At 67.4% G+C, this 23,638-nt stretch carries 23 protein-coding genes and 3 pseudogenes; 11 read left to right on the top strand and 15 right to left on the bottom strand.

Features of this window, described 5'->3' with window-relative positions:
* A partial coding sequence (locus AB0D14_RS38145) for a reverse transcriptase/maturase family protein (RefSeq protein ID WP_362787950.1) occupies positions 1 to 663 on the bottom strand: 663 nt, incomplete at its 3' end.
* A 521-nt stretch (positions 664 to 1,184) separates the two neighbouring features.
* Positions 1,185 to 1,676, bottom strand: coding sequence for a hypothetical protein (locus AB0D14_RS38140; protein WP_362787947.1), 492 nt, complete (start codon positions 1,674 to 1,676; stop codon positions 1,185 to 1,187).
* Positions 1,677 to 1,883: 207 nt separating this feature from the next.
* Here AB0D14_RS38140 and AB0D14_RS38135 point away from each other — a divergent pair, with 207 nt between their 5' ends.
* Together AB0D14_RS38135 and AB0D14_RS38130 are read left to right on the top strand one after the other, a co-directional pair.
* Positions 1,884 to 2,069, top strand: coding sequence for a hypothetical protein (locus AB0D14_RS38135; RefSeq protein WP_362787944.1), 186 nt, complete (start codon positions 1,884 to 1,886; stop codon positions 2,067 to 2,069).
* Between the two features lie 475 nt (positions 2,070 to 2,544).
* Positions 2,545 to 3,009: pseudogene (locus AB0D14_RS38130) on the top strand (nuclear transport factor 2 family protein); the annotation flags it as partial.
* 207 nt (positions 3,010 to 3,216) lie between these two features.
* Here AB0D14_RS38130 and AB0D14_RS38125 read toward each other — a convergent pair.
* The gene (locus AB0D14_RS38125; RefSeq protein ID WP_362787941.1) at positions 3,217 to 4,065 is read right to left on the bottom strand and encodes a helix-turn-helix transcriptional regulator; all 849 of its coding nucleotides are present in this window, start codon (positions 4,063 to 4,065) and stop codon (positions 3,217 to 3,219) included.
* A gap of 139 nt (positions 4,066 to 4,204) precedes the next feature.
* Between AB0D14_RS38125 and AB0D14_RS38120 the strand changes: the two genes are divergently transcribed.
* Entirely contained in the window at positions 4,205 to 4,984 is a 780-nt protein-coding gene (locus AB0D14_RS38120; protein ID WP_362787938.1) for an NAD(P)H-dependent oxidoreductase, read from the top strand.
* A gap of 280 nt (positions 4,985 to 5,264) precedes the next feature.
* On the opposite strand, the gene AB0D14_RS38115 is transcribed toward AB0D14_RS38120, so the two are convergent.
* Complete coding sequence (locus AB0D14_RS38115) at positions 5,265 to 5,831, bottom strand: TetR/AcrR family transcriptional regulator (protein ID WP_362787959.1); 567 nt, start codon at positions 5,829 to 5,831, stop codon at positions 5,265 to 5,267.
* Positions 5,832 to 6,269: 438 nt separating this feature from the next.
* On the opposite strand from AB0D14_RS38115, the pseudogene AB0D14_RS38110 reads away from it, so the two are divergent.
* A pseudogene (locus tag AB0D14_RS38110) lies at positions 6,270 to 6,377 on the top strand (IS5/IS1182 family transposase); the annotation flags it as partial.
* Positions 6,378 to 6,400: 23 nt separating this feature from the next.
* Here the strand turns inward: AB0D14_RS38110 and AB0D14_RS38105 are convergent.
* Genes AB0D14_RS38105 through AB0D14_RS38080 form a run of 6 tightly spaced genes read right to left on the bottom strand, consistent with a single transcriptional unit; the run spans position 6,401 to position 11,602 of the window.
* Positions 6,401 to 7,168 (bottom strand): SDR family oxidoreductase, encoded by a 768-nt coding sequence (locus AB0D14_RS38105; RefSeq protein WP_362787935.1) that lies wholly within the window; start codon positions 7,166 to 7,168, stop codon positions 6,401 to 6,403.
* Positions 7,144 to 8,124, bottom strand: a complete 981-nt coding sequence (locus AB0D14_RS38100; protein ID WP_362787932.1) for a Gfo/Idh/MocA family oxidoreductase — start codon at positions 8,122 to 8,124, stop codon at positions 7,144 to 7,146. Before AB0D14_RS38100 ends, AB0D14_RS38105 begins: the two co-directional genes overlap by 25 nt.
* On the bottom strand, positions 8,121 to 9,041 hold the full coding sequence (locus AB0D14_RS38095) for a sugar phosphate isomerase/epimerase (protein WP_362787929.1): 921 nt from the start codon (positions 9,039 to 9,041) through the stop codon (positions 8,121 to 8,123). Before AB0D14_RS38095 ends, AB0D14_RS38100 begins: the two co-directional genes overlap by 4 nt.
* On the bottom strand, positions 9,038 to 9,628 hold the full coding sequence (locus tag AB0D14_RS38090) for a VOC family protein (protein WP_362787927.1): 591 nt from the start codon (positions 9,626 to 9,628) through the stop codon (positions 9,038 to 9,040). The genes AB0D14_RS38095 and AB0D14_RS38090 overlap by 4 nt, the downstream gene beginning before the upstream one ends.
* On the bottom strand, positions 9,625 to 10,620 hold the full coding sequence (locus AB0D14_RS38085; protein ID WP_362787925.1) for a LacI family DNA-binding transcriptional regulator: 996 nt from the start codon (positions 10,618 to 10,620) through the stop codon (positions 9,625 to 9,627). Before AB0D14_RS38085 ends, AB0D14_RS38090 begins: the two co-directional genes overlap by 4 nt.
* Positions 10,613 to 11,602 carry a Gfo/Idh/MocA family oxidoreductase gene (locus AB0D14_RS38080; RefSeq protein ID WP_362787922.1) on the bottom strand — a complete coding sequence of 330 codons (990 nt, stop codon included), beginning with the start codon at positions 11,600 to 11,602 and terminating at the stop codon, positions 10,613 to 10,615. Before AB0D14_RS38080 ends, AB0D14_RS38085 begins: the two co-directional genes overlap by 8 nt.
* An 89-nt stretch (positions 11,603 to 11,691) precedes the next feature.
* On the opposite strand from AB0D14_RS38080, the gene eda reads away from it, so the two are divergent.
* The 6 genes from eda to AB0D14_RS38050 all read left to right on the top strand — a co-directional run bounded on the left by eda (position 11,692) and on the right by AB0D14_RS38050 (position 17,287).
* The gene (eda, locus tag AB0D14_RS38075; RefSeq protein ID WP_362787919.1) at positions 11,692 to 12,420 is read left to right on the top strand and encodes a bifunctional 4-hydroxy-2-oxoglutarate aldolase/2-dehydro-3-deoxy-phosphogluconate aldolase; all 729 of its coding nucleotides are present in this window, start codon (positions 11,692 to 11,694) and stop codon (positions 12,418 to 12,420) included.
* Positions 12,417 to 13,004 (top strand): AAA family ATPase, encoded by a 588-nt coding sequence (locus tag AB0D14_RS38070; protein WP_362787916.1) that lies wholly within the window; start codon positions 12,417 to 12,419, stop codon positions 13,002 to 13,004. The genes eda and AB0D14_RS38070 overlap by 4 nt, the downstream gene beginning before the upstream one ends.
* Positions 13,005 to 13,146: 142 nt before the next feature.
* Positions 13,147 to 13,944 carry an IclR family transcriptional regulator gene (locus tag AB0D14_RS38065; RefSeq protein ID WP_362787913.1) on the top strand — a complete coding sequence of 266 codons (798 nt, stop codon included), beginning with the start codon at positions 13,147 to 13,149 and terminating at the stop codon, positions 13,942 to 13,944.
* Positions 13,945 to 14,037: 93 nt separating this feature from the next.
* Complete coding sequence (locus AB0D14_RS38060) at positions 14,038 to 15,456, top strand: MFS transporter (RefSeq protein ID WP_362787910.1); 1,419 nt, start codon at positions 14,038 to 14,040, stop codon at positions 15,454 to 15,456.
* Positions 15,457 to 15,513: 57 nt separating this feature from the next.
* Complete coding sequence (locus AB0D14_RS38055) at positions 15,514 to 16,326, top strand: sugar phosphate isomerase/epimerase family protein (protein ID WP_362787907.1); 813 nt, start codon at positions 15,514 to 15,516, stop codon at positions 16,324 to 16,326.
* 169 nt (positions 16,327 to 16,495) lie between these two features.
* Positions 16,496 to 17,287, top strand: coding sequence for an SDR family oxidoreductase (locus AB0D14_RS38050; protein ID WP_362787904.1), 792 nt, complete (start codon positions 16,496 to 16,498; stop codon positions 17,285 to 17,287).
* 347 nt (positions 17,288 to 17,634) lie between these two features.
* On the opposite strand, the pseudogene AB0D14_RS38045 reads toward AB0D14_RS38050, so the two are convergent.
* The 3 genes and pseudogenes from AB0D14_RS38045 to AB0D14_RS38035 all read right to left on the bottom strand — a co-directional run.
* A pseudogene (locus AB0D14_RS38045) lies at positions 17,635 to 17,709 on the bottom strand (hypothetical protein); the annotation flags it as partial.
* Positions 17,710 to 17,749: 40 nt separating this feature from the next.
* On the bottom strand, positions 17,750 to 18,523 hold the full coding sequence (locus AB0D14_RS38040) for a maleylpyruvate isomerase family mycothiol-dependent enzyme (RefSeq protein WP_362787901.1): 774 nt from the start codon (positions 18,521 to 18,523) through the stop codon (positions 17,750 to 17,752).
* 214 nt (positions 18,524 to 18,737) lie between these two features.
* Complete coding sequence (locus AB0D14_RS38035; protein WP_362787898.1) at positions 18,738 to 19,385, bottom strand: helix-turn-helix domain-containing protein; 648 nt, start codon at positions 19,383 to 19,385, stop codon at positions 18,738 to 18,740.
* Positions 19,386 to 19,537: 152 nt separating this feature from the next.
* On the opposite strand from AB0D14_RS38035, the gene AB0D14_RS38030 reads away from it, so the two are divergent.
* Positions 19,538 to 21,880: an MMPL family transporter gene (locus AB0D14_RS38030; RefSeq protein ID WP_362787895.1), complete on the top strand. Its 2,343-nt coding sequence runs from the start codon at positions 19,538 to 19,540 to the stop codon at positions 21,878 to 21,880.
* Between the two features lie 67 nt (positions 21,881 to 21,947).
* Here the strand turns inward: AB0D14_RS38030 and AB0D14_RS38025 are convergent, their stop codons facing one another.
* Both AB0D14_RS38025 and AB0D14_RS38020 read right to left on the bottom strand, forming a co-directional pair.
* Positions 21,948 to 22,139 (bottom strand): hypothetical protein, encoded by a 192-nt coding sequence (locus AB0D14_RS38025; RefSeq protein WP_362787891.1) that lies wholly within the window; start codon positions 22,137 to 22,139, stop codon positions 21,948 to 21,950.
* A gap of 271 nt (positions 22,140 to 22,410) precedes the next feature.
* A complete protein-coding gene (locus AB0D14_RS38020) occupies positions 22,411 to 23,436 on the bottom strand; it encodes a patatin-like phospholipase family protein (protein WP_362787888.1) in 1,026 nt (341 codons plus the stop codon).
* Between the last annotated feature and the right edge of the window lie 202 nt (positions 23,437 to 23,638).

The raw sequence follows: 23,638 nt of genomic DNA, 5'->3' as shown, positions 1-23,638 counted from the left end.
GATGTTGGACATGATCGGCGAGGCGATACCACCCTGCGGACAGCCGCTGAGCGTAGCGTTCCACCGCCAGTCCTCCAGATATCCGGCCTTTAGCATCCGGCCGACCAGTTGCAGGAACCGGCCATCGTGGATCTTCTCTCCCAGAATCCCAAGTAATACCTCGTGATCCAAACTACCGAAGCAGTCGGAGATATCTCCCTCGATGAACCATTTCGATCCCGTCCAGGTGTTGACCACTTCTCGCAACGCGGTGTGGCAACCCCGGTTGGGTCGGAAACCATGGGAATGGTCGGAGAACCGCACATCGTAGTACGCCTCAAGCAGCAGACGCACCACCTCCGCAACGATTTTGTCTGACCAAGGCGGCATCCCGATCGGACGCCGACGCCCGTCCTTCTTGGGCACGTACACCCGCCTGGCCGGCGACCACTGGTACGCCTCACGACGTAACGTGTCGATAATCGCCTCAATCTTGGCCAGGGACATACCGTCCACGGTCTCCCTGGTGGCCCCCCTTGTCATCGCCCCAGAATTCGAGTAGATGCGCCCGTAGGCCATCAGGAACAGTTCCCTGTTGAATAGCTGCCGATACAACCTTTCCAGCGGCAGACCGCGCCTGCCGCGCTCCCGAATGACGTTCAGCACGGTTTCAGCACTCTGCATTCCGCAGCCCTCCCCGTCCGAACTTCCCGACTACCTGTGCCCCTTCGCCCTCATTCCGGCTTTCCCGGACCTCGTGGCCGGTCGTTGCTCCGGCGGCTACTATGAGCACTCCGTCGCCGATAGGGCTCGCGCCCCTTAGGCGATCCCGTGGTACGTCTTCGCTGTACGCATCGAGCACGACTTAGGCCGCCCATTCATCCCCTCACCCGTCCTCACTGGACGATGTTGCGCGTCACGGAAGTTGCCTCGGCCCTTTGCCCATGCCGGGGCACGACGCGCCGTCGGCTTCAGGTGTCATTCCGACGGATGTTGTATTTCATCACTGGGGATTGGACTTTAAGCAGTTCAGCCTTGGCCTTATCGTGCGGGCCTCGCGGCACTTCGCCCTGGACACCTCCCGACGAACACCGCTTTCCTGACATGCTGTTGTCCCCTTCGTCTTTCGATTCCAGGTAAGTCAGGTGACCCAGGAACCTCCTTCCGAGTTCCTCCCGGCTGCACCGGGAATACAGCGAAGCGCCTCACGGCGCACGCAGAGCTACAAGCAGGTCAAGAACGAACGCAATTGAAGGCCTCGACCTTAGGGTCGCGGTCCTCGATGTGTGTTCGTAACTGATAGTGATGCCCAGGGCTTCGTAGAGTGGGCCTCTCGTCTCGGTGTCGGCTGCGTGGATGCGCTGTGCGATGTCTCCGAGCCTCTCAGCGATCTCCCGGATCTGCTGGGCGGCGAGTGGGCACTCTTTTTTCCGGGTGGCGACGGGCAGCGCGTCGAGTTTCTTCCGTGCCGCCTCCTTGTCTCTCTGCGCCTCGTTGATCCATTGGGTGACGACGGTGGGGTCGGCTCCGGCTTCGAGGGCGGCCTGGTAGCGGGTGAGTCGGCGTTCGCAGTCCTTGATTGCCTGGCGGGCCTGGGTGTGCCCGGGTGTTTGAGTGTCTGTGGCGTTTGCCGCGGCGCTTGCGTGGGTGAGGGCTTCGAGGGTGGCGGTGAGATCGGCGGGGCGGCTGCTGCCCACCCCGACCTCCGCCGACGCAGGCGGCCGAGCGGGCACCACCCCCAAGCGTCAGGGCGGAATGAATCTGCGTACCGCTGTCTCTCGCCTGCCGGATGGTGGGGCGACTACCTGCCAGCCATCCGTCGCTGGGAACACGCCACCGGTCGCGCCGCGCCCTCCCCGACCGTTCCCGGAACCCGGCGCCTGTCCGCCGATTTCGTCGAGTGGATGATGCTCCCCAGCGGGTGGGGCACCGGGACCGAGGGCCTGTCCCGTGCCGCTCAGCTCCGTCTCCTCGGCAACAGCGTTGTTCCCGAACAGGCGGTGCACGCGCTGGAGATCCTGCTCGGCGACATCACGGCACTCGCTCCCCTGAGGGAATGGCGTCTCGGTGGCGAGGAATGCACACCATGAGCAGCCGATCTCATACCCCTCGCGGAGTGGAAGAACACGGCCTTGACGAAGCGGGCGAGACGGAGCGTCAGTGGTCGACGGCCGCCGTCGACGCGTCGCCCGGCACAGTGCACCAGACCGAACTGACACATCGGGGGACGACTTCGAAGGTGACCGTCGGCTACGTTGTGGTCGACGGGCCCGATGGTCAGGCGCTCACCGAGCGCCAGGCCGCGTGTCGAGGGAGTGTCCGTGCCCCTGTCTGACAAGTAAGACGCGTCGCCCCTGCTTGAGTGGGTCTGTGGCGGCCCGGGTGATCCCCTTGGCCAGGGCGAGTATTCCGATACGTCGAGGTCGGAGCGGAGAGCACCGGTTCTTTTCGCCCGGGCAGGCAGTGCGGACGCGGCTGTGTGCATCGACTGGTGGCAGTGGTCGAACAGGCCGCCGCCGACATCGAGGTGCCGAATCCTCACCGTCGCGAACCAGGACGCCCAGAATGCCGTCCGCAGCGGCGCGACCGGGCCGATCGGCCCTACGGATGCAGAGTGGCGGGCCCGCCGACTGCACCGCTGGGCGTTGTATTGAAGCCGCGATTTGGCGGCTTCGTCGCCGGAAGCCGGGTGTGCTCACACGTCCGAACTGCCCCGCCTCGTGCAGCGGCCACTTCCGGGCGCGGGTCGGTGCGGCGGTGGTGGACTTACCGCTCGCGGGAGGCAGTGACCTGACCCCGTTTCTCTCGGGGGCCACGAGCACCGCGTTGCGGGTCGCCGCGCGCGAGTTGGAGTTTTACGACACCGGCGACGTCGACGGGGCGGACGAGGTGTTCGCCCCGGATGTGATCGACCACAACCCCGCCGTTGGCGCCGCCTCGGGCATCGACGGCATGCGAGCGTCGATCGCCGCGGTCCGTGACGGATTCACCGACGCACAGCACCGGATCCTCTTCCAGCAGGAGCTTCCCGGCGGCTGGGTGGTTCTCCACTGGCGGATGACGGCGATCCACACCGGAGACGCCTGCGGCAAGCTCACCCAGGTGCTCCTCCGACAGACCGCAGAAGGCGGAATGGGACGTGGCCGCGCGGGCCTGACTCGTCATCACACCCGAATCAACTCGCGCGGCCTTCGCCATGTCCCCGTCTGTGACCAAGAGCAATCACGAGGCAGCCCGTTAGCGGCGGATCTGAGCGTTCACTGTGGGATGCGCGTCATCGCTGTCCGCGTCCAGGCCCACGAGCAGGCGCAGTCCGTCCTTGGCGGGGCTGCCGGGAGCTGCGGACAGGACCAGCAGCTCCATACCCGATTCATCCGGTAGTGCGAAGTTCTCCTGGTGCAGTTCCAGCAGTCCGACCAGCGGGTGGCGGTACGCCTTGCGTCCATGGGTGCGGGCGCGCACGTCCGCGCGGGCCCAGAGGCGGCGGAAGCGCTCGCTGCCCATCGCCAGTTCGCCGATGAGCGAGGCCAGGCGGGGGTCCTCGGAGTATTTGCCGGCGGCCAGGCGCAGATGTCCGACCACGTCGAGGGTGCAGTTCTCCCAGTCCGCGTAAAGGCCGCGCTCGGCCTCCTCAAGGAAGATGTGCCGGGCGGTGTTCAGGCCCGGCATCGGCCGGCCGTAGAGGAGCCCGGCGAGGCGGTTCCCGGCGAGCACGTCCAGGCGGTGGTCCATGATCAGCGCGGGTGCGTCGGCGACCAGGTCGAGGACGCGCAGCAGCTCCGGCCGGACCCGCCCGCCCGGCGCCTTCGCGCGGCGGCGGCGCTGCCGGGCGAGCCGGTAGAGGTGCCCGCGTTCGGTCTCGTCGAGGCCGAGGACGCGGGCGAGCGCGTCGAGGACCTGCTCGGAGGGCTGGGTCGCGCGGCCCTGCTCCAGGCGTACGTAGTAGTCGACGCTGACGCCGGACAGGTGCGCGACCTCTTCGCGGCGCAGCCCTTCGACCCGGCGGCGGCTGTCGGTGGGGATGCCGACGGACGCCGGGCCGACCCGGGAACGCCGGGTCCGCAGGAATCCCGCGAGATCGTCCATGCCCCCCAGTATGGCCTCGGTGGTGTCCGTGAAGGTGGTCCTGCCAGTACCAGGAAGTCCCGTCCGATGGAAGAGGAGCCCCTGAACGCCGGGCGCCGCGGCGCCCAGGATCGGAGGCATCCGATCCGAAGGAGTTCTCATGAAGACGCTGATCGTCTACGCACATCCGGAGCCGAAGTCGCTCAACAGCTCGCTCAAGGACCTCGCGGTGTCCACCTTGGAGAGCGCTGGGCACGAGGTACGGGTGAGCGATCTGTACGCGATGAACTGGAAGGCGGTCGTGGACGCCGCGGACTACGGCCCCGCCGCCTCGAGTCCGCTGAAGGTCGCCCTGGCTTCGGGCCGGGCCTTCGACGCCGGGACGCTCACCCCGGACGTCCTCGCAGAGCAGGAGAAGCTGCTGTGGGCCGACACGATCATCTTCCAGTTCCCGCTGTGGTGGTACACGATGCCCGCGATCCTCAAAGGCTGGGTGGACCGGGTGTTCACCTACCACTTCGCGTACGGTGTCGGCGAGCACAGCGACACCAGGTACGGCGAGCGCTTCGGCGAAGGCACCCTCGCCGGCAGGAAGGCTCTGCTGTCGGTGACCGCCGGCGGCCCGGAGTCGCACTACGCCGCTCGCGGGATCAACGGCCCCATCGACGATCTGCTGTTCCCGATCCACCACGGCATCCTCTACTACCCGGGCATCGAGGTGCTGCCGCCGTTCGTGCTGTACGGCACCGACCGGATGACCAGCGTGGAGTACCCGGACGTTGCCAAGGCATGGGAGCAGCGCCTGCTCACCCTGGAGTCGACCGAGCCGATCGCGTTCCGGCGGCAGAACTTCGGTGACTACGAGATCCCCTCGCTGCACCTGAAGGAGGGACTGGAGCCGACGGGCCGCACCGGTTTCGGGCTGCACGTGCGCGGCTGACGGGATACCCCGTGACTCGTGCTCGCCCGCCCCACGGCCTGCTGAATCACCCACCAGCCGAACCTCCGGGCCAACACGCCTCAAGACCAATCGCGGGGCAGCTCGTAAGGGGACAACCGGTGAACTGCCCGGCACCAGGGGTGAGTTGCGGCCGTGCACGCACACCGTCCACCACGACAGCGGCGCGGTGTGTCCCGCGGTGTCCCGCGTGATCCTGCCGACGCCGTCCGCGTGAGGACCGGGCGCCCGGTCGGAGACGATCCGGGAGGCGCACCCCTCCTTATCCGGGTGCGTCCTGCCCTGCATTGAGCCCGTCCAGCAGGAGGTCCCCGAGCTCGGAGAAGGCATCGCCGGCGGTCAGGCCGGTGCTCTCCAGAAGGACCCCCGACTGGACCGCGTCGATGGTCACCGCCACGACCTGGGCGGCGAAATGCCCGTTGAGCGCGCGGAAGACGCCGCTCTGCACGCCTTCCTCGATCAGTTGGTGGACCCGGTGCGCCGCGGCGGCGGAGTTCTTGCGGTAGATCTGCGCCGTCGGTTCGTAGCCGACCATGTCGTCGTAGAAGGCGTTGGAGTGGCGGCGCATGGCCGTGCCGACGCCGGCGAGGTAGACCCGGATGCGCTGCCTGGGATCGGGCTCGGCCTGGACGGCCTGCTCGATCTCGGCTGTCGCATCCCGGAAGAAGGCCCGGGTGACCGCCAGCACCAGCTGTTCCTTCGTGGAGGCCAAGCTGTACAGCGTCGCCTTGGAACACTCCAGCCGTTGCGCGAGCTCATTCATGGTCACCGATGTGAAGCCCTCGGCGGCACAGCGATTTGCAGGCCCGCATGTTGAGGTGTCGCGTATCCTCCGGTGGTTTACAGCCGGTCACTCTGCGTGCTCGGAGGTGCCTACTGATCGCTCTGTGTCGTCCGAGCCGGGCGTGGTAAGGCCGATCTGGCAGCGGGTTGAGGCTTTGGAGATGGGGTCAGGTCCTGCCGCCGACCGAGGAGGGCGCGTAGTGCTGGGGCGGGGGCGTTGTGTGGTGGGCAGGGGGCGAAGTCAGGCTTGCCTTCGGGCGGTCCGCGTCCAGATGTAGGAGCTGACGGTCAGGTGCCCGCGGTTGTTGTCGCTGATGGGTTTTCGATGGCTTGTGAGAACCGGTAGCTGGGCGATTATGCGCTGCCAGCTCTCGGATTCCAGTTCCCCGACGCGAGGGCTTCGCGGCGGGGAAGTCGACGGCCGGGCGGGCATTGCGAAGCGAGTCCTCTCGGTGAGCCGGCGGCGGGCAGGGCTGCCGGTCGGCGTGTTGAAGACTGGAAGATCCTGCGGGACTGCCGGCTCAAGGGCAACGGAGTTCACCAGGCCATGCTCGGTATCGCCTGGCTACACAACCCAGCTCTCACCGGATAGCTCACACCCCATACGGGACAACCTCAAGACCTCATCCCGAGATGCGCTCCACCGGCGACGTCGAGAGAGACGCCGGTGATGTACCGGTTGGCCCGGCCCGTGAGGAAGCCGATCGCGTTGGCGACCTCGGCCGGTTCGGCGAAGCGTCGCATGGGGAGCTGCGCGGCACGAGCGTCGCGTGCTGCCTGCGCGGAGCCGGACTGGTCGGCGAGCTGTGTCCACATCGGTGTGTTCACCGGTCCGGGGTTGACGGTGTTGACCGAGATCCCGTCCGGTCCGAGGATCTTCGCCATCGACCACATGATGTGCAGCACGGCGATCTTGCTGGCGTTGTACGGCAGGTAGTCGATGCGCGCTTCCTTGGCCGCGACCGACGACAGCAGCAGAATGGTGCCCTTCGTGCCTCTGCCCCGCATGAGGTTCGCGACCTCGCGCGTGATGGTGAACGTGCCCGTGGCGTTGATGCGCATGGTGCGCTCGAACTCCTCGGTCGTGGTGGCCAGCGGGTCGGGGGTGCCACCGAGCACCCCTGCGGCGTGGACGAGGACGTCGATGCGGCCGTGCTCGGCGACCATCCGGCGCAGCACTTCGGCGGTCTGATGCTCGTCGGTGACGTCGAGTTCGGAGAAGCCGGTGATGTCCTGCCCGCCGAGCGGTGCGAGGTCGGCCCCGATGACGACGTCCCCGCGCGCCTGCAGCGCTTCGACGGCGGCCGCGCCGATGCCGCCGCTGGAGCCGGTGACCAGGGCGACCTGGGGCTGTGGCGCTACTGCACTGCTTTGCTGGACCACGTGCGTCCCTCCTGCTCCTCGGTGGGCAGGCCTGCCGCCGCGAGGATCTTGTCGAGTAGCTGCTGGGTCTTGACCGCTTCCCATCCGGAGGTCAGCGGCTGCTGCCGGTCCTGAACGCGGTCGAGGAAGTGGCGGACCGCGTCGGCGAAGCCGAAGGTCTCGGTCGCGGTCGCCCAGCCGAATGCTTCCGGGCTCATCGACCGGACGGTGCGGGCGCCGTCCGCCGTCACCGCGACGGTGTCGGGGGCGATGACCTCCGCCGAGCGCAGCTGGCCGTACGCGTCGAGCTTCTCGCCCCATGCGCCGGCGGTTCGGGCCGCGACCAGCAGGCCCGTGTTCCCGGTCGAGAACCGGATGAGGGCGGCTGTGCCGTCCTCCTCCCAGGGGTCGGTTCCTGCGGCCGCGCTGGTGACCTCGACGACGTCTCCGCCGCAGAACCAGCGGAGGAGGTCCACCATGTGGATCGCGTTTTCGAACGTGGCCCGGTACTCGGAGCCGGCGCGGTTCTTCTGCGCGACGCAGAACGACGCTCCGGCCGCACCGAACGCTTCCCGTGCAGCGACGTACACGGGCGCGAACCGCCGGTTCAGGCCCACCATCAGGATGCGGCCGTGCTCGTCGGCGAGCTCCGCAAGGCGGACCGCGTCGGAGGTCGAGGTGGCAAGCGGCTTCTCGCAGAACACGTCGATGCCGGCGCGCAGGGCGCTCTCGACGGCCGCGACGTGCTCGGAGCGGGGAGTGAGCACGAAGACGGCGTCGAGCTCTTCGGCGTCGAGCATTGCGTCGATCGTGCGGTACACGTTCGCGAACCCCCACCGACGCTGTAGCGGGCTCGGGTCCTCGCGCCGCGACACCAGGGCGCGCAGCTCGACGTCGTTGCGCTGAACGAGGGTGGGCAGCTGCGCGATGCTGGCGATGTTGCCGGCGCCAACCACGCCGACGCGGAGTGCGGTCACGAGCGGGCCTCGGCATTCTGGCCGGTCGCCTCGAGATCGAGCTGCCGCAGCAGCGTACGGAGATGCTCGGCGCCGCGACGGAATCCGATCTCGGGGGCGTCGAGATCCTGCGGATGCCACCGGTACTCGTATTCGAGCGAGAGCACGTCGTCGTAGCCGACCTCGCGGAGGCGTCGGAGGATGGGCGACCAGGCGAGGGTGCCGTCGCCGACGACGCGCGAGATGACGGCGCGTTCCTCGGCGTGCACGCGCGCCGTCTCGGATGCGACGAACGGGGCGTTCGGGTCCTTGAAGACAAGGTCCTTGACGTGCACGTGGCCGATGAGATCGCCCTGGACGGCGAAGGCGTCGTCGACGTCCTCGTCGTGGGTGAAGGTGAGGTTCGCCTGGTCGTAGAGGACGCGGACGGCGGGCGAGTCGACCGCGCGGATGAGCTTGGCGGTGTCGCGCGCGGTCTGCGTCATGGTGCCGAAGTGGTTCTCGGCGCAGAGCACGACGCCTGCGTCTGCCGCCGGGGCGGAGAGCTCCTGGAACGAGCGGACGAGCTGCGTCCAGTGCGCGGCGTGGTCCTGCCGGTCCGGCTGCCACGCGCCGGAATAGACGCGGATGCGGTTCGCGCCGATGGCGTGGGCGATGTCGATGGCCGATCGCAGTTCGTCGACGGCTGCTCCGCGTATGCGCTCGTCGGTCGCGTTGATGGCGGTCGTGTACGGGGTGAGCCCGATGACGGGGATGCCTTCGCCGTCGGCGACGCGTGCCGCTTCCGCCGCTGCCGCGGCACCGCCGATGGGCAGACCGCTCGTGTAGTCGTCCTGGTAGATCACCTCGGCGGCATCCAGGCCCGCTCGGGCGAAGAGTTTGAGCGCTTCGGGGACGGTGTGGTCGGGGGTGCCGAGGGTGTGGCCGGCGATCTTCAAGAGGGCGTCTCCGAGGTCTTCGAGGTCTTCGAGGTCTTCGAGGTCTTCGATGTCGAGTGGGTGTGCCAGTCGTGGGGGCCGACGAGACGCGGGGGATCGACGACCCGCGAGCGGTCGACGAACTCGAGGATGAGCCCCCAAGAGGTGCGGGCGTACACCCACCGGTTCCCGGCGACAGCGGGGCTGTCGCCGGCGACCTCCTTGCGCGCACCGAGGATCTCGATGCCCCGCAGGTCGGCGACCGCGTCGACCACGTCGTCGACGTCGTCGACGACGAAGCAGAGGTGGTGCCCGCCCGCATCGCTGGCGCGCGGGAACACGGGGGAGCGGTCATCGCTCCACCACTGGAACAGCTCCACGTTCAGGTTCGGCGGCAGCCGGAGCATGCGCAGCTCCAGGTGTGCGTCCGCGGGCACGCCGAAGTGCTCCGGCATGACCGCGGCATCGGGTCCGCGGGTGGAGCGATAGAGCTCTTCGGCGCCGAGAAGGACGGTGAACAGGCGGGTGGCGTCGTCGAGGTCGGGGACGGTGAAGGCCACGTGGTCCATGTATTGCAGACCGGGAAGGCGACCGGGGTTCGGACTCATGAGCGGTGTTCCTGAGTGGAGGAGCGGATGAGAAGCGATGGTTCGAGCACGACGTGGTCGGGCGGGCCGCCGGCGATGAGGGCCTCGCCGAGTTCGATGGCGATCCGTCCGAGGTCGGTGATTGGCTGTCGGACACTGGTCAACCGGGGGTTGAACTGGGAGCCGAGGTCGAGGCCGTCGAAGCCGATCACCGACAGGTCGGCGGGCACGGTCAGTCCGCGCGAGCCGAGCTCGGAGATCATGGCGAATGCGATGAGGTCGTTGGAGGCGATCACCGCCGTCGGGCGGATCGGTTCCCGCATCCAGTGGTCCACGAGCCCCGGCCCCGGTTCGGCGCCGGGCGCCGCCTCCAGGACGACGGGCGGGATGGCGTGACGCTCGGTGGCGTGGTGGTAGGCGTCCCAGCGATCCTGGGCGGTGTACGTGCCGACAATCCCCGGGGCGTAGGCGATGTTCGAGTGGCCGAGACCGAGGAGGTGGTCGAAGGCGAGGTCGACGCCCCGGGCGCTGTCGACAGTGACGGTGGGCACGGCCGGGTCGTCTTCGACCCGGTCGATGACGACGACCCGGTTCTGAAACGCGTACCGGCGGAGCGCCTCGAGGTTGACCCGGGTTGAGGGGGCGACGATGCCGAAGGGGGAGTACATGGAGTGCATCGCGCTCACGTAGTCGGCGGTCTGCCCGGTGTCGCCGTCGGTGATGCAGAGCATCAGCTGGTAGCCGCGTGCTTCGGCGGCGGCGGCGGTCGTGCGCGCAAGCTCGGCGAAGAACGGGTTGGTCAGGTCCGGAACGATCAGCGGGACGAGGTTGCTCGAGCCGCGGCGGAGAGCCTGCGCGAGGGGGTTCATCGAGTACCCGAGCTCGGCTGCGACACGCAGCACGTGTTCCCGGGTCGCCGCGCGCACGGCATCCGGTTTCGAGAACGCGCGCGACACGGTCGAGCGGTGCACGCCGGCCGCTTCGGCGACGTCGTCGATGCTCACCTCAGCCACGACGCACCGTCCCTTCCAGGTGCGGCGACCAGATGAGCTCCATAGTGGTCAGAAGCTCGGCGAGCGTCGGCAGGCCCGCGAACCCGGTCGTGAGCGTGTCGGCGACGCCGGTGACGAACACGTCGTACAGCGGGTCGCTGTCGACCTCGAGGACGGCGCTCTTGGTGATGCCGGACTGGTCGGTGAACGTTGCGACGCCGGTGGTGTCGACGGTGGCGAACCCATCGGTCCCGGCCGCGGTGAAGCTGCAGTACCGCTTCAGCGGCGAGTCGGGGAACGCGTAGCCGACCTCGACGATTGCCTCGCGGCCCGTGACGGTTGTCAGGACCATCGTGGAGTGGTCGTCGACCGGCTCGCCGTGCAGCGTGGTGGAGAGCTTCTGGACGACGTCGACGGGGTGTCCGAGGTGGCGAATCGCCAGGTCGACGAAGTGCGGGCCGAGGTTCATGAGGCTGCCGCCGCCGGCGAGGGCGGGTTCGAGCATCCAGGGGTTGCCGTTGCGCCGGTACCGTGAGGGCGGACCGGCGACGAACGCCATCCGCTCGTAGACGATGTCGCCGGCCTGCCGCAGCCAAGTGTCGATCGGGGCACCGCGCTGGACGAGCGGCACGGTCGCCGGCACGGCGGCCAGGCGCGCCTCCTCCTCGAGCGTCCGAAGGTCGTCGAGGTTCGCACCGGCGGGCTTCTCGATCACGAACGGGATGCCGCGGGCGATGAGCTTTCGGCCGACCGCGAGCATCTCGTGGTGCGGGCAGAACACGAACGCCACCTCGATGCCGTCCTGGTCCAGAGCCTCGTCGACGCTCGCCGCGACGGGTGCGCCCAAGGGCTCGGCGAATGCCCGAGAGACCGCGGGGTCGGGGTCCTGCACCGCCGTCACGCGGAAGTGCCGAGCGAGCCCGGCACGGTACAGCGGCGCGTGCCAGTGGGACGCACCCAGCACCACGGCCGAGGGCCGAGGGGCCGAAGAGGAATGATCCACCGCCGTCGACTCCTTCGCATTGATCAGGATCCCGGCGCATCAGTCGCCTCGCGGATGAGAACGATTGCTGAGATCGATTGCAACCGAAGATGTCAGACCTCGCCGCGATTCGTCAACGCATCCGGATCGCGGCTCGCGAAGCGCGCGAAATTGGTGTACCCATCAACGTCATGTTCCAGAAACTCGACGTCCTAGAGACCATCCGCGAATCCGGTAACGTCCTCATCGTCCGCCTCGACACCGCCGAGGAGGCGTTCGAAGTCGCCTCGGCAGCCGTCGCCGGCGGCATCCGTGCCCTCGAGATCACCCTGTCGATCCCCGGCGCCCTCACCGTGATCGAGCGCTTGACCGAGCGCTTCGCCGGTGAAGACGTGGCCTTCGGCGCGGGCACCGTCCTCGACGGGCACGCCGCCTGGTCGAGCATCCAGGCCGGTGCACAGTTCCTCGTCAGCCCGAACCTCAACCCCGACATGATCCGCGTCGCCAACCGCTACCAGATCGCCACCATCAGTGGTGCCTACACGCCGACCGAGATCCTCGATACCGCCGAGGCCGGCTCGGACATCGTCAAGCTCTTCCCCACCGAAGCCGGCGGCATCCCGTACGCCAAGGCGGTCCTGGCGCCGCTCGCGCACGTCCCGATCCTTCCGGCGGGTGGCGTCACCACCGCCAATGTCGGCGACTGGTTCGACGCAGGCGTCGCGGCGGTCGGAGTGGGCAGCGCCATCACCAAGGCCGGTCGCCCCGACGGCGACATGGGCAAGGTGACCGCAGCGGCGAAGGAGTTCGTGGCCGCGATCGCGCGAGTGAAGCGATGACATCCGATGTCCAAGCCCTGCCCGTTGCCTACATCACGCTCGGTGGGGCAGGATCGGGAAAGTCGACCCTGTCGAGACACCTCAGCTCCCTCACGGGCGCGGCGTATCTCGACAAGGACACGATCGCCGGCCCCCTCGTGCGAGTGGCTCTCGAGGCGTTCGGCCAGGATCCCTCCGACCGGGAATCCAACGAGCTGTACCTGCAGAGGGTCATGCCGGCCGAGTACGAGACGCTCTTCGCGACTGCCGGCCGGAATCTGGAACTCGGCCTCTCCGTCGTCCTCGATGCGCCGTTCGTGGCGTACCTCGCAGACCCCGGCTTCCTGCGTCGCTCGACCGAGAGTGCAGGCTGGCCCGCCGCTCGCATCCGGGTGATCCACGTGCGTACCTCGCCCGAGGTGGTGCGGCAACGGTTGATCGAGCGCGGCAGTGAGCGGGACCGGGCCAAGCTCGCCGGATGGGACGTCTACTGGGAGCGATTCGGTGCACTCGAGTGCCGCTGGAACACCGGCGAGCACGACGTCGTCGTGAACGATGACGAGACGGCGTTCACGCGTCTGCGTGAGCTGGTGCAGCAGATCTGACCGCTGAGTTCTCGGGGTCTGACGACCAGGACGACCGCGGCTCTTGACAGCGAGGGCGGACGCGTGTGACGTTTCGTAACAGCGTTCGTAACAGCGTTACAACCACGCGGACGTGGATCCCCGATGGCGAGGAGACGAGAACATGGCACTGGCCGATGGCGTCGTGAATGCGATGCGTGTGCTCGAACTGCTGGCGCCGCATCCCGAAGGCCGCCGCGTCACGGACATCGCCGAGCGCCTGGGCGTCAACAAGGCCGTCGTTCATCGCCTCCTCGCCGCCCTGGTCGATGCGGGCTATGTGAATCAGGATCCCCGCACCTCCAGCTACTTGGCCACTCACAGCCTCGGCGCCCTGGGGCTCCGCCAGCTGTCCTCGTCAGGAGTGGGAACGTGGGCTCAGCGAAGCCTGGATTCGCTCGCGGCGGAGTGTGAAGAGCTCGTTCGCCTGGCGGTAGCCACCAACGGCTCCTTGAAGTGGATCGCCAAAGCTCAGGGGGCGAACTCGTCCCTCCGCATCGACCCCGTCATGGGCCAGGACGCGGTCCCCCATGCCACTGCATCTGGGAAGGCGTGGCTCGCCACACTTTCTCCGGACCGAGTCGCGACCGTGCTGGCGCACGAGAGCCATCTCGACGTCACTCCCAGATCCGCCCTCGACCGGTCCGCACTCCAGGTCGAGCTCGACGAGGTTCGTCACCGCGGGTACGCCACGACGGTTGAGGAGATGGACCTCGGTATCAGTGCCGTGGCGGCCGCCATCCACGGAGCCGGACCGGGCCGGGAGGCCACCGGGACGATCAGCATCGCGGGCCCCTCCGTGCGGATGACCCGAGCGCGTATGGCCAAGCTGTCGCCGCGCCTGATGGCGGCCGCGGCTGACATCTCCCGCAGCTGGCCGAGCTACACCTACCTCGTCGCAGACGAGGAACTCTCCGCCTAGACAGGCAGACGCAGACACCCCTGCAACAGGTTCAGCGACCCTCGGCCCGGGCGTTGGGATGCTCACTTGCGCCCAAATTCAAAGGAGAATTCAATGACGGCCTCACGTCGCGCGCCCAGTACATCCGCCCCCGACAGCACAGACCCTGTCCTGCGTAAGAGAGAGGCCCGTAACCTGCTCGCCGGGACCGTCGGGCACTTTGTCGAGTGGTACGACTGGTATATATACGGTCTTCTCGCCTCTGTCTTCTCCGCGCAGATCTTCCCCTCGGGCTCCCAGTTCGCGTCCCTCATCGCCGCGTTCCTCACTTACGCCATCGGGTTCATCGTGCGGCCTCTGAGCGGCATCATCATCTCGCCGCTTGCCGACCGGTACGGGCGCCGACGCGTCCTGTCTCTCGCGGTCGCGGGGATGGCTCTCGGCGCGTTGATCATCGGGTTTACACCCCCGTACGCGACCATCGGCTACTTCGCGCCGATCTTGTTCGTCGTCGCCCGCATCCTCCAGGGCATCTCCGCCGGCGTCGAGGGGCAGAGCGCCATCGCGTTCATGGTGGAACACGCTCCAGCCAACCGGCGCGGTTTTTTCGGCTCCTTCACCAACATGGCCAGCGGGCTGGCAACCCTCGCCGCAACGGGCGCCGCAGCCACCGTCACCTCTCTTTTCGCCGCCGACGCCTTGGCGTCCTACGGATGGAGGATCCCTTTCATCATCGGTGGTGTGATCGGCGTCGCTGGAATCATCCTCCGCGCCCGCTCGGACGAGTCTCCGGAGTTCGAAGCCAGCACGCTCGTCGAGCAGAAGTCCGCACCCGCGAAGCTCCTCCAACTGCTCCGCGAGCACCCCAAGGCGCTCCTGCAGACTGCTGCCCTTTCCGCTCCCGCCGTGGCCTACTACACCTGGGCGACGTTCCTGCCCACCTACGCCAACCTCACCTCGGGCCGAGACCTGTCCTCCGCCCTTGCCGGCAGTGCGATCGGCCTAGCCCTGCTGGTTGTCATCGTCCCCGCAGGCGGCTACCTCTCCGACCGTCTCGGTCGCCGGAAGATCTTCCCCATCATCGGCGCCATCGGAATGATCGTCCTGTTCTATCCGCTCCTTCTCCTCCTGCAGGCGCCCGGCTTCGGTGTCTACGTCATCGTCGCCGCCTCCGGATGGGTTGTCCTCGGAATCTGGCAAGCCGTCTACCCCACCATCCAGGCTGAGCTGTTCCCCGCCTCGGTCCGCGTCTCCGGAATCGGATTCGCCCATCAGATCGTCATCGCCCTCTTCGGCGGCACCGCACCCCTCATCGCAGCCGCGTTCGTCGGCGCCGGACGGCCCATGTACGTGGCGATCTACATGATGGTCATCGTCGGCCTGTGCCTCATCGTCTACTTCACGCTCCCGGAGACCGGCAGCCGTGCCCCGCGGGAGATCGTTTCCCCGACCGACACCATCGCCGTCGTCATGAGCGAGGCGTCCACTGCTGACAGTTCAGCCCCTGAACAGTGCAAGGAGCCCCAGTCGTAGCCGCCCCTGCTCCCGGGTGCGCGATGGGGACACCTCAAAGATCGAACGGAAATCCATATGATCATCAACACTTTTTCATATCTTTGGTCGGCAACGGCGATCGATGCGATATCCGAGCTGACCCAGAATGGGTACAGTACCTTCGAGGTTCCCATCAGCTCTCCACATTGCTGGCCGGAAGAGATCTCCAGCTCCGAGCGTTCGGCAATCCTGGCGACGCTCAACGAGAAGGGCGCCAAGGTCCGATCCCTGAATGCCGGCGGATACGACATCAATCTGGCCAGTCCTGGTGCCAGCATGCGCCGGAAGAGCATCGAGCACATCGCGTCGGTGATCGATCTTGCGGTGGCTTGGGATGTCCCGGAAGTTGTCATCTCACCAGGCACACGGCGTCCTATGATCTCCCCCTCGCTCGAGAACGTCTACGGGTGGATGTACGAAAGCCTGGAAGAGCTGATCCCGCTGGCCAAGCGGGCGGGAAAACGACTCCTCTTCGAGAACACCCCCTACTGCTTTGCTCCCACGATTGAGGAGCTGGCAGATATCGTCGGTACGGTCAACGATGATGCACTCAAAATCGTGTACGACGTCGCGAACGCTGCTTACATCGGGGAGGATCCCGTATCGAGTCTGCGCTCACACCACGGATCGGTTGCGCTCATGCACATTTCCGACACGGGTACGGAAACGTGGGGCCACGACCCCATCGGCACTGGGGTGATCGATTGGAACGGCCTGGGTGAAGCAGTCCAGGAAACAATCGGGGTGAACAACGTCGTGCTCGAAGTCATTCGCGAAGAGAACACCCTTGAAGTATTCGCGAAGTCGATGGGTGATCTCAGCGAAGAGGGCTGGAAGCTCGGACAGTGATTTCAGTGCCTCGCGGTTCAGAATGACTCCGAGGGTCATCGAACAGTAAGATGGCAGTTCTCGGTGACCGGTGTGAATTGAAGTCCTTCGAAACGCATCAGATACAGCTGTCACGACTTGCGTGGGCCTGCTGAGTATGCCCGCTGGAAATATGCAAGGAGAGTGTGCAATGAGGGTTCTGGTCAGTGGCGGAAGCAGCGGCATCGGCGCGGCTGTAAGCCTGAGGCTCACAGAGGCAGCGCTTGCCCGTGGCGAACAGCCGATGATCGCGGTATCCGGCCTTACTGCGAACGCGCGACAAGACGAGGTCATCCGGTCGATCCAGTCGATGGGCGGCAAAGCCATTGCATTGACAGGAGACCTGGGTGATCCCGACGTGCCCGGTCAGCTGGTAACCGCTGCGGTCGACGAGTTCGGTGGCTTGGATGCGCTGGTGGCAAATGCCGGAATCGCCAACCCTGGCGCACTCAAGGATCTCTCTCTCGAGGACTGGGACGGAATGTTCTCCGTCAACCTCCGCGGGCCGTGGCTACTTGCCAAAGCAAGTTACCCGCACCTGAAGGACAGTCGCGGGTCCGCCTGTTTCACATCTTCGATGTCCGGCCAGCTCCCGCACGCCGGATCAGGTGCCTACAGTCCGACCAAGGCTGCGCTCACGCTGTTGGCTCAGACACTCGCACTGGAATGGGCGCCTGACGGAATCCGCGTGAACGTGGTGTCCCCGGGCATGACTCGCACGCAGATGACTGAACAAATGTACCTCGATCCCGAGATCAAGAAGGCGAGGGAAGAAATTATCCCGTTGGCGAAAATTGGCGACCCGATGGATATCGCGAACGTGATCGAGTTTCTTGTCGGCCCGCTGGCAGGATATGTCACCGGCCAAGATGTCTGCGTCGATGGGGGTTTCTCCAAGTCCATTCTCAGTCACATTCCCGGTCGGCCCAGCTCCAAGTCCTGACGAGAAATCTTCAATCGGCTTGACGGCAAGCAAAGGTGTAGTCGCAGCATCTGGCTACCTCGTCGGCCGGGTCCGTCCCCATTCATACCCTCGTCCGTGACCAGCTCGACCGAGTGGAGCTGGTGCCCGGAATCAACGAGTGAGCGAATGGTGTGACTACACATGCACTTGGACCCAATGCCGTGACTCTGTTGGTGATGTTGGGCAGGTCAGGCGGTGGCTGAGCGCAGGGTGCGGAAGTGCGTGGCCCGGCGTCGTGTTCTGGGTGCGGTGCTGATCCAGTCGGCGATGCGGGCGACGTTGCAGGCCATCGCAGTGAGGACGTGCTGGACGTGGGTGCGGGCCGGTCCGCGGTAGCGGGAACGGCGTAGCCCGTGAGCCCGGGCGTTCTGCGAGAGGGTGGCTTCGACGCCGGCGCGGATCGCGTAGCGGTGCTGCCATTGCTCGGTCTGCTGGTCGAGCCTACGGCGCTGTGAAGAGCATCGGGAAGCGCAGGCCCAGCCACGGTTTGCGGCCCCAGACGACGACCTTGGCGCGGGCCATGACAGTGGGGGTGGTCCAGCGGCCCAGGGCGAGGAGGAGGAAGGCGACGGGGTCGACGGCGATCGTGCAATCGGGGCGCCGGGGCGGGGTGTCAGTGACCGTGGGCGCACCGTCCGCGAAGGTGACGGCGAAGCGGTCGCGGCCGATCCGCAACAGATAGCACGCATGGTGGCCGGCCGCGCCGGCGTTCACTACACGCGGCATGGCCAGGCGCATGAACGGCAGCGTGAACGCGACCACTTCCCGGTTGACCATGTGCGGCCTGCGCAGCGCGACCGCGATGTCGTAGCCGTGCCCGAGCAGGTGCGTGAGCAGGTACGAGCCCAGGGTGGCCAGATCCATCGGCCCCATCGGCGTCAGCACCGCCTCCCGCGGACTGCAGCCGGCCGTGGCCGCAACGAAGGCCCGGGCCCCGTCCGCGATCTCCGCGCCGAGGACCGCCGGATCCCGCTGCGGGAAGACGGCCAGAGCCGCACGGTTGGCCGCCGCGAGACCGCTCGGCGTCCCATCACCGTAGGGATGGTCCTCGCCCGCCCCGATGTCCGCCATCAGCTTCCCCGCCAGCGCGAGGTGCGCCGCCGCCTCCCCCACCGTCCACTCCGCGCCCGGTAACGGCGTCCGCGGGTCGGCCCCCGCCTCCAGCAGCACCGCGATCCGGTCGGCAGTGGCGACGATTGCGTCCTCTGGCGTCATGAACGCGATCGTGTACGCACTCGGACTTCCTGTCCAGCACGAGGCGGCGCTGGCCATCGGCCGAGCCAGGCCGTTCTGGCGCAGGGAGCAGGCGCACACGAGGACTGCCCGACACGCCCTCCCCTCACCCCCGGGGACCGGGACTCTGTCGTGGCGGGGCTCCTCGGCCTCGTAGCGATCAGGGCGCCCTTGAGGCCGGGCCCGGCTTCGGGAGTCAGTCCCGGACGGCGCGGCTGATCGCGGCGCGGAGGTCGTCATCTTCCGTTTCCGCGCATGCCGGTGGGAGAGGGGACGCGCCGGCGGGGTTGAGCGAGTCGAAGAGCAGGGCCATGAAGCGTGCGCGCATGGACGGTGCGGTGCCGGGGAGCGCGAGGCCTGCGATACCCATGACGAGGAAGTGCGGAATGTCGTCCGCGGTGAGGTCGGTACGGATCTCGCCCTGCTCCTGTGCGTGCTCGAGGAGGGGGCGGAGGGACTCGCTGAGGCGCTGGAGGGCGTCCACGGCGACGTCGGCGAAGTTGGCGGCGAAGGTGACCAGTCCTCGCTCCTCGGTGATCAGCTCGAGTAGCCGGGTGGCGATGTCCAGAAGGGTCTGGCGTGGGTGGCGGGAGGCCGTGGCATCGTTGATCAGTGGGAGGAGGTCGGTCTCGAGGATGTCGTCGAGGACGGCCCGGACGATGGCCTCCCGGTTGGGGAAGTGCCGGTAGAGCGTCGCGATGCCCACGCCCGCCTCGGCGGCGATCTGCTCCAACGAGCCCTCACCCGCGCCGAGGACATGACGTCCGGCCGCAGTGATGCGCTCCACGCTGGAGCGGGCGTCAACCCTGCGTACCCGGTGTGTGCGCGGCGCGGCGTTCGGCATTTCTGACCCTCCCGTTCTGCACGCAGACTACTCAATCACCTGCGCGGTGATAGAACTCCACCGCTTCGGTAGTCGACTATCGCTTTGGTAGTACCCTCTCACTTCGTTGGATGCGCGTGCCCAGTAGGGTGCGCCGGAGAAGGGAGAAGGCTGTGTCTGTGCTGCTGTACCGGCTGGGGCATTTCGCCTACGCCAGGCCCTGGTATGTGATCGCCGGCTGGCTGGCGGTGGTGTTCGCCGTGGTGACTCTGCTCGTGGTCAACCCGGTCAAGCTGAGCAACGAGGTGCGCATCGACGGCACCCCCGCCCAGGAGGTCATCGACGATCTGGCGAAGTCCCTTCCCGAGGCGTCCGGCGGGCAGGGCATGCTGGTGTTCCGCGCGCAGAACGGAACGCGGGTCGACGGCGACGACAGCCGCGCCGCCCTCATCGCCGCGGTGGACGCGGTCTACCGCCACGACCACGTCATCGACGCCCGCAAGGTCCTCGCCGCCGAGTTGTCCAAGGGGGAGAAGAGTCTGCTGCTGCGGACCCAGGCGGCGGTGGCCGAAGCCGCCGGGCAGCCGACGGGAGGCAAGGTGCCGGCCCCGCTGCTGCAGGACGGCCGACCGGTGCCCGGGGTCGTCGTCTCGGCCGACGGCTCCACCGCCCTGATGCAGTTCCAGTTCGACGATCAGACCTACGAGCTGCCCTCCGGCACGATCGACAGCACCGTCGAGGCCGCCGAGCGGCAGGCCGAACGCGGCCACCTCGACGTCCTGCCGTCGGCGGCGATGCTGGAGATACCCGAGATCGTGGGCGTCGGTGAGATCGTCGGCGTGGTGGTGGCAGCCATCGTCCTGCTGGTCACCCTGGGGTCGGTGATGGCGGCGGGCCTGCCCCTGGTCATCGCGCTGGTCGGTGTCACGGTGGGCGTCGGCGGCGCCTTCACCCTCTCTACCGTCTTCGAGATCCACTCGCTCACCGCCGTACTGGCCCTGATGCTGGGGCTCGCCGTCGGCATCGACTACGCCCTGTTCATCGTCAACAGGCAACGGCGGCTCATCCTGGACACCGGCCTGGACGCGCACGAGGCGACCGGCCGCGCCATCGGCACCGCCGGGAGCGCGGTCCTCTTCGCCGGCAGCACCGTCATCATCGCCCTGGCAGGACTGCTGGTGGTCGGCATCACGCTGCTCAGCACGATGGCCCTCGCCGCTGCGGCCACGATCGCCGTCACGGTCCTGCTCGCCCTGACCCTGCTGCCGGCGCTCCTGGGCCTGGTCAAGGAGCGCATCTGCTCGGCCGGAACCCGACGCACGGCGCAGCAGCAGGCCTCCACCGCCGCACGGACACGGGCCACCCGCTGGGGATCACGCCTGATCCGCCACAAGTACCCCGCTCTCACGGCGGCGTTCCTGATCCCTCTGGTTCTGGCGCTGCCCGCCCTCGACATGAGGCTGGGCCTGCCGTCCGGTGCCAGCTACAGCCCCGACACCGTGCAGCGCCAGAGCTACGAGGAGGTCAGCGACGCCTTCGGCCCCGGCTACAACGGCCCCCTCATGCTCGTCGCCCGCTCCTCCGACAGCGGGCGGCCGCTCACCCCCACGGCGCTCGCCGCGGTCGTCTCCGAGCTGAAGGACACCGAGGGTGCCACATCGATCTCCCTGGCAGGAATGAACACCCCCGGCACCGTGGCCGTCCTCAGCCTCGTTCCCGGCGACGGACCGAACGACGACGGCACCAAGGACCTGGTCACCTCCGTGCGGGACAAGAGCCGGGAGATCCGCGAAACCCATGGCGTCACCATCGGCATCACCGGCTTCACCGCCCTCGCGATCGACGTATCCGACCGCCTCGGGGACGTCCTGCCCCTCTACGTGGCCACCGTTCTCGGGCTCTCACTGATCGTCCTGCTCCTGGTCTTCCGCTCGGTCGTCGTCCCGGTGATGGCCACTCTCGGCTTCCTGCTCAGCATCGCCGCCACCTTCGGCATCACCACGGCCGTCTTTCAATGGGGCTGGCTCCAGGCGCTGTTCGGACTCGACGCGAGCGCACCCGTGATGAGCCTGCTGCCCATCATCGTCACCGGCGTGCTCTATGGACTGGCCATGGACTACCAGATGTTCCTGGTCACCTCGATGCGCGAGGCCCGCATGCACGGCGCCGACCCGCTCGACGCGACCGTCTCCGGCTTCGCCCGGGCGAGCGCCGTCGTGATCGCCGCGGCCACGATCATGGTCTCGGTCTTCGCCGGATTCATCTTCAACGCCCAGCCCATGATCAAACAGGCGGGATTCGCGCTGGCGGTGGGCATCCTCATCGACGCGTTCGTCATCCGCATGACGTTCATCCCGGCCACCATGGCACTCGCACGGGAGAAGGCCTGGTGGATTCCCGTGTGGCTGGACCGTCTCCTGCCCGATCTGGACGTCGAAGGCGAGAAACTCGCGCAGAAGATCCCGCTTCCCCATCCTGCCGCACCTCGGCAACACGCCACAGCACAGAAGACCTGACGCGCCGTCGGCGAGCATGCGCCCGCCGACAGCACCGAACCCGCGGTCGTCGGCCGCGGTGCCGGTGTCACCCGGCTCGTTCCTCCTGGGCCGCGTAGGCAGCCTCCAGGAGGGCCGCGACAGCCCACGGCACACGATCGTCCTGCGGCTCGTCCTGCGGCTCGTCCTTGTGTTTCAGATCCTCGACGAGGGCAAGGCAGGGATCCTTCTGGCAGAGCGGGCCTGCCAGGGCGAGCACCGCGTCGAGGAGACACGTCACGCCTGCCTGCAGCTCCGCTTGCCGGACCTCGTTGTGACACAGGCGATCCGGTTGCCCGCACGTGGCCTTGAGCTCGTATCGCAGTACACACAAACGTGTTTGCGCACGATGCAGCCACGTATTGGACCTGAGATGAGGAGGTCCTGCGGCAGCGGATGCCGATGAGGCGTCCTGTGCGGCAGTCCGTGTTGCTGTTCGGCGGGCTTGGGTTCTGTGCAGCCAGCCTTGGCGGCCTTGGGCGTTCATGATTTCCCCCGGTCCGTTGGCGGGGTCAGGGTGGCGGGCCCGCCCCGCCCTGCGACGGGTGATAGCGGTTCAGCCACTGCCGGAAGTCCCAAGTGGCCAGGAACTGTTGTGCGGCGCTGCGGCCGTTGGTGTACAGCGTCTCGACCTGCTCCTGGGCAATGCGGAAGTCGGTCGACCGGACCTTGTCGGTGTCGACGAAGATGATGCGGTCCTGCACGCGGCTCTCATCCACGTGGATCCGGTCGTGGGCGCTGGTCATGGTGGAGACCAGCCGCCTCGCCAACTCCACGGGATTTCGGGCCGGTTGCCAGTCCTGGCTGGGGACACGCCGCATCGACAGTTTGATGCCGATGGTCGGCCAGCGGGGCGGTGTCGAGTCCCGCCGGTCGAACAGGTCGACGGGGAAGTTGGACAGCAGACCGCCGTCGACGAGCGTCAACCGCTGCGACTCATGGGAGGGGCCGGTACGGAACCTCACCGGCCGGAGATAGAAGGGGATCGAGGCGGAGGCACGCACCGCGTCGGCGACCTTCGCGGTGTCGGGATCCACCCCGCACAGCGCCTGGTAGTCCTCCGGCAGGCGCAGCTCACGCCCCCGGCTGATATCGCTCACGACGACGGCCAGCTTGTAGGGCGGCGTCCCGGTATCCTCTCCCTGCTCCTGGCGACGCAGCTGCTGGAAGGTGATGACGTTCTTGTCCGCCAGTCGCTCTTCGATCCAGGCATGCAGAGCATCGCCCTTGAAGACACCGTTGTGCAGCAGCACGGCCAATGCCGCCCCGACCTTCCCGAAATGACGCGCCGGCCCGTCCTGGAACGAGGCGAAGTCCAGGCTCCGCATCTCGTGCTCCAACTCCGGGACGGTGTACCCGGCCGCCAGCAGCGCCGCGACGATGGCTCCCGCCGACGTACCGGCCACACGCTGCACGGTATGTGCCGCGCAGAGCTCCCTCAGCGCACCGACGAGGGCGATGCCTTTGACGCCGCCCCCCTCCAGAACCACATCCACGTTCGTCCTGGCCGAAGCGCCGGTTACAGCATTGCCGTCCATGATGATCGCCCCCGTAGCCGATGGGCGAGACCGTTGACACGTCCCGCTCCATCAGGCTTCCTGAAGCATGCTCCGGGAAGTGGACGACGTCCACCACGATGACGCAGACACAATCCGCTCTCTATGGCGAAACCGAGGGCAGTCCGGCGGCCGCCGGTGTTCGTCGGCGTAGAGCGCTCGCGAGGACGGCGCGGTTCGGCTT

Origin of the sequence: Streptomyces sp. NPDC048484 (genome assembly GCF_040651415.1) — a bacterium.
Lineage (GTDB): Bacteria > Actinomycetota > Actinomycetes > Streptomycetales > Streptomycetaceae > Streptomyces.
Note: the sequence above shows the minus strand (reverse complement) of the source record. Positions and strands in the feature narration are given on the sequence as shown.